5 protein-coding genes are annotated in these 4,673 nt (G+C 54.9%); 1 reads left to right on the forward strand and 4 read right to left on the reverse strand.

Translation table 11 applies throughout. From position 1 onward, the window contains the following. Window positions 1–141: 141 nt before the first annotated feature. From L692_RS0101040 to L692_RS27490, 4 genes are all read right to left on the reverse strand, one after another. A complete protein-coding gene (locus L692_RS0101040; RefSeq protein ID WP_025696389.1) occupies window positions 142–858 on the reverse strand; it encodes an amino acid ABC transporter ATP-binding protein in 717 nt (238 codons plus the stop codon). A 28-nt stretch (window positions 859–886) separates the two neighbouring features. Then, window positions 887–1,603, reverse strand: coding sequence for an amino acid ABC transporter permease (locus L692_RS0101045; protein ID WP_025696390.1), 717 nt, complete (start codon window positions 1,601–1,603; stop codon window positions 887–889). Between the two features lie 90 nt (window positions 1,604–1,693). Next, window positions 1,694–2,575, reverse strand: coding sequence for an ABC transporter substrate-binding protein (locus L692_RS0101050; RefSeq protein ID WP_025696392.1), 882 nt, complete (start codon window positions 2,573–2,575; stop codon window positions 1,694–1,696). Between the two features lie 18 nt (window positions 2,576–2,593). After that, entirely contained in the window at window positions 2,594–3,262 is a 669-nt protein-coding gene (locus tag L692_RS27490) for a GntR family transcriptional regulator (RefSeq protein ID WP_025696394.1), read from the reverse strand. Between the two features lie 478 nt (window positions 3,263–3,740). On the opposite strand from L692_RS27490, the gene L692_RS0101060 reads away from it, so the two are divergent. After that, a partial coding sequence (locus tag L692_RS0101060) for a mandelate racemase/muconate lactonizing enzyme family protein (RefSeq protein ID WP_025696396.1) occupies window positions 3,741–4,673 on the forward strand: 933 nt, incomplete at its 3' end.

The raw sequence follows: 4,673 nt of genomic DNA on the forward strand, positions 1-4,673 counted from the left end.
AGGCCCTTCCGGACATTCGCGGCAACATCCATCAGCTCGCTTTCGAACTGCACCAGCGCAAGTTTAACGGTTGCCAAACGTTTCGCCTCCTTTAAGCATGAATGGCCCGGTTCAAATGGCCGATACGCAGCCTTTGTCCCGTCAATACTGTGTAATCTGGTTAAGGAACTGCTTCAGACGGGGATGCTTGCCGGCTTCTTCCATCTGCGATGAAGGCAGGTCTTCGACAACCTTTCCCTGGTCCATAAAGATGATCCGGTCCCCTACCCGGCGCGCAAATTCCATTTCATGCGTCACGATGACGACGGTCATGCCGTCTCTGGCCAGATCCGAGATAACGTCCAGAACCTCGGCCGTCATCTCGGGATCAAGCGCCGAGGTAGGCTCGTCGAACAGCATCAGCTTCGGATTCATGGCAAGCGCCCGCGCAATGGCGATGCGCTGCTGCTGCCCTCCGGAGAGCTGTTCGGGGTAATGCTCCGCCCGTTCCTTCAGACGCACCCGTTCCAGCAGCTGAACCGCGCGCGCGCGGACTTCCTGCTTGCTTTCGCGGCGCACGACGGTCGGAGCCAGCATAATATTCTGAATCGCGTTCAGATGCTGGAACAAATCAAACGATTGGAAGACCATGCCGATCTCGGACCGGGCATGCCGCGATCCGTTAACATCCTGTCCGTTGTACAGAATCTGTCCTCCATCGATGGGCTCAAGTCCCGCCATGCATCTCAGCAGCGTCGACTTGCCGGAACCGGAAGGCCCGATAATGACCACCCGTTCACCCTCTTGAATATCGAGGGAGACTTCTTTCAGAATCGGATCGCCATGGTATTGCTTGGACACCTTCTCGATTTGCAGCATAGTATTCAACTCCTTTCCGTTTATCGGGCTATAGAATCGATTTCCCGCGCTTCATCAGCGAGAACATCCGGGGTTTGCGGGTACGGGAACGGGTAATATCCATCCGCCGCTCCAGGTAAGATTGCACGAGCGTGAAGAGCGCTGTAAAGGCGAGGTAATAAATGACGGCCGCAATGAGCGTGTCCACATAATCGAAGTTGGCGCTGGCGGTCTGCTGAGCGGTCAGCAGCAGATCGGTATAGCCTACGACCGAGGCCATGGCCGAGGTCTTCAGCATGCCGATGAACTGGTTGGCCGTCGGCGGCACGATCACGCGAAATGCCTGGGGAAGAACAACATATCTCATCCGCTGCCAGCTATTCATTCCGAGGGCGTTGGCCGCCCGATGCTGCCCTTTGCCCACCGACGCGAGGCCGGAACGCACGATTTCCGCCATGTAGGCCGCTTCGTTAAGCGCAAGCGCGACGAATGCCGACTGGAATCCGGTCAGCCTGATTCCGAACTGGGGCAGCGCGGTGTAGACAAAGATCAATTGCACCAACACGGGAATCCCGCGAAAAATCCATATATACGAGGTCGCCAGGCCTTGCAGAAGCTTCCATCTTGACATTTTGACAAGCGCAATGATAAACCCGAGAAGGACGGCGACAATCTGCGATACCAGCGTGAGCTTCATCGTGTTCACGGCTCCATCCAGAAAAGCACGGGAACCGAGATACGCCCAAACGCCTTCCAAAAATTCCATTCTCAAACCTCCTTTTGAAGCTTCCGTCAGATCCGCGGGCTATAGCGCGTTTATGCGGATCTGACGGCTATGGTAGTCCGGTTGCAATCCTTACTTGAAGTAGCTCATCTCAGCCGGCAAGTGGTACTTTTCCATCAATTGCTTATAGGTTCCGTTCTCGACAACCTTCTTCAGCGCTGCTTCGATTGCGTTCTTCGTTTCCGCGTCGCCCTTGCGAACGGCGATCCCGATCTTCGTGTCCGCGCCGAAGGAGCCGGCGATTTCGAAGACGCCCGGTTTCTCTTCTTGCAGGTACGCCGCTCCCGGAGAGGAGTGAAGGAACGCGTCGGCACGGCCCTGCTCGGTCGCAAGGACGGCGTCATTGGCAGTCGGAAGCGCCAAAATCTTGATCTCTTTCTTTCCGGCTTGCTTCAGCTTTTCGTTATGCTCGCGGACATTGATTTCCTCGACAGCTCCGCGTGTGACGGCAACCGTGAGGTCGGACAGATCATCCAGGCTCTTGATGCCCTTCGGATTGCCGGTCTTCACGACGATCGAATCGGCAAGACCCATATAAGGGATGAAGTCCACTTGCTCTTCCCGCTCGGGCTTGATATACATGGCGGAGTTGATAATGTCGATCCGTTTGCCCTGAAGAGCCGGAATCAGGCCGTCGAAGTTCATCGACTGGATCTTCACCTCCACGCCCATTTCCTTCGCAATCGCTTGTCCCAGCTCAATATCGAAGCCGGTGAATTCATTGTTCACCATGTATTCGAAAGGAGGGAACGTAGCGGCCGTGCCGTAGGTCAGGAACCCTTTTTCAACCAGAAAGGACGGGGCTGCGGCGGATGCCGTCTCTTGCGGCTTGCTGCTTCCTGCTGGAGAAGATGCCTGTCCGCCATTTGCGCCCTTTGTTCCGGAGCATGCGCTCAACACGGCAACCACCACTACCAACATCGCACAAACAAGCATCTTGGTGTTCTTCATCATCTCGTTAATCTCTCCTCATCAGTTCTGGTTGTTTTGCATTACACTCAGTACGACTTGCTGGGTCTTCCGATTGTGTTCGATCAGATAATGGCTGGCTTCCTCCGCTTGCCGGAGAGTCATAAGCTCCACCAGCCGGCGGTGCTCATTAAGGGAACCGTCAACCATTCCCGGCTGGATCAGAAGAATGCGGCGATACCGTTCACTCTGCTCCCACAGCCGTTCAATGATCGACAACAGCACAGGACGCTGGGCGAGACTGTAAATGAACATATGAAACTCGCGGTTGGCGGCCAGAATAGCTTCGGTGTCAAGGCTGCGATGATTGGCCAGCTCCTCCTGCTTCTGAATCATCTCGCCAAGAACGGAGGCATCGTCTGGAGTCAATCGCTCGGTCGCAAGCTGTACGGCCAAGCCTTCCAGATTACAACGCACCAGATAAATATCCTCAAGATGCTCTGCCGACAAGGGAGCGACCGTTACGCCCCGGTGTGAATGCAGCAGCACCAAATCCTGGGCCGCCAGCTTGTCCAGCGCGCTGCGGACCGGCATTTTGCTTACCCCAAGGCGGGCGGCGACAGCGTCCTGATCGACCCGCTCTCCGGGAGCCAGCTCACCGGACAGCACCCACTGCTTGAGAACGGAATACACATGCTCCGACGCGGTAACAAAAGTTGGGATTCTACTCAAATATTCAGCATCTCCTCTCCCAAAATTTAAAGATCGGATATTTGATCAAATATCAACGATCAATGATTGCCTGTGACATAGGTCACATTGTAAAGGGTGTTTCGACAAACTGTCAATAAAAATATCTCAAATTGTAAATAAAACTGCCATAAGGTCGAAAACATAAATATTTTGTCGATTTTTTTGTTGAAAAATAGAGTTTTATGTGACTATAATTACTGTGATATTTGATCAAATATCAATTTCCTGACTATTTTCAGGCCAACAATCTTTAACCGCGTTATATTTCGTGACATCAACTCCTGCTCAAATTGTCATTCAGCTTGCTTCAAGATCATCTCAATTCCGCTATGAGTCCATGTTCATTCCCACTGACAAGAAGAAATGCCTGACAGCGTTCCCAAAGATGCAAGTATGTTTCTCGTAGAAATATAAGGCCAGTAATAAGCGTGAAATTTTTGAACAACGAGGTGTAGGTATGCTTATTTCACAAATTGATGTGTTTAGATGTGACCTCCCGCTCTCACCCCCATTCACCCACTCCTCATCCGGGACCGTCACTCATCTGAAAGAAATCTATCTGCGGATTACAGCCGATTCAGGCGCCACCGGCTGGAGCGAGGTGCGCGGAAACTGCGAATATGTTACCGGCGACACGCCCGAACGCGTTGCCGCCGTTCTTGCCCATACTCTGGGTCCCGCACTCGTCGGAAAGCCCGTGATGAACAGAAATAAGATCAATGCCCAGCTCGACAGGCTCATTAACGGGAACAGCGCGGCCCGCGCAGCGGTGGACATTGCGCTGCTCGATCTCATGGGCAAGCAATTGAAGGTGTCCGTGGCGGAGCTTCTGGGGGGACGGCTGCGGGATTCGATCCCGAGCGACGCCACCATCGCCTTCGGCACACCGGACGAAGCCGAGGAGGAAGCGGCCCGGTATTTGCGGGACGGCTTTCGGACAATTAAGGTGAGAGTCGGACCGGACCGTGCCTCGGACCTTGAACGGGTGCGGCGGGCCAGAGCCGTCATTGACTCGTTCCGGCTTGGCGGTGAGGTCCTTCTGTGTGTCGACGCCAATCAGGGCTGGACGCCCAAGCAAGCGGTCCTTCGCCTGGCCGAATTGGAGGCGCTCGGCGTGGAATGGGCGGAGCAGCCCGTACCTGCTGACGACTTCTCCGGCCTGAAGCAGGTAAGGCAGCAGACACGGGCCGCCGTTGTGGCCGATGAGAGCTGCCGCACCTGCGCGGATGTCGCCCGGATTGCCGCCGAGGGCGCGGCCGATATTGTCCACTTGAAGCTCGTAAAGGCGGGGTCTGTCTCAAATCTGCTGCGGATGATGGCGGTCGCCGAATCCTTCGGCATCCCGTATATGCTGGGGCAAATGGACGAGGGGCGGCTGGCTACCGCCGCC

Origin of the sequence: Paenibacillus forsythiae T98 (genome assembly GCF_000520735.1) — a bacterium.
GTDB lineage: Bacteria > Bacillota > Bacilli > Paenibacillales > Paenibacillaceae > Paenibacillus_AQ > Paenibacillus_AQ forsythiae.

Bases quoted from the DNA above. Each gene is read 5' to 3' on its own strand.
- L692_RS0101040 (WP_025696389.1), bottom strand. From the start codon at position 858: ATGCTGCAAATCGAGAAGGTGTCCAAGCAATACCATGGCGATCCGATT.
- L692_RS0101045 (WP_025696390.1), bottom strand. From the start codon at position 1,603: ATGGAATTTTTGGAAGGCGTTTGGGCGTATCTCGGTTCCCGTGCTTTT.
- L692_RS0101050 (WP_025696392.1), bottom strand. From the start codon at position 2,575: ATGATGAAGAACACCAAGATGCTTGTTTGTGCGATGTTGGTAGTGGTG.